This is a genomic window from Variovorax sp. P2_H12, assembly GCF_056403395.1.
Window position 1 is genome coordinate 1 of the sequence record NZ_JBFUFO010000313.1, and the last position, 368, is coordinate 368.

At 73.9% G+C, this 368-nt stretch carries 1 protein-coding gene; it reads left to right on the forward strand.

Translation table 11 applies throughout. The features are described from left to right. Positions 1-270: adenosylcobinamide-GDP ribazoletransferase (locus AC1DYK_RS36280; RefSeq protein ID WP_478170671.1), on the forward strand; the 270-nt coding region annotated here is incomplete at its 5' end. Positions 271-368: the final 98 nt, after the last annotated feature.

A 368-nucleotide genomic window follows, 5' to 3' on the forward strand; every position in this document is an offset into this window, starting at 1 on the left:
GGGCTGGGCGCGGCGGTGGCGGGCACGGTTCCGCTGCGGGCGGCGGCAGGTGCGGCCGCGCTGGTGGTGGCCGCGTGCGCGGGGGCGGGGGCCGTGTTCGGCGGGTACGCGCCGTTGCACCAGGGACTTGCCGTGGTGGGCGGGCTGGCCGGCGCGCAGGTGTTGCTGCGGCACTGCGTACGGAGGTTCGGCGGGGTCACGGGGGATGTGTTCGGGGCGGTTGCGGAGGTGGCGGCAACGGGAACGCTGGTGGGGCTGGCCCTGGGCTGAGAGGGCGCGGGGCGGCCCGATTGCCGATATGTCCTCAATTGCCGGACAGGTTTGACGTACAGCTCCGGCGCCAGACTCCGAGTTCGTACTTCTTGCGC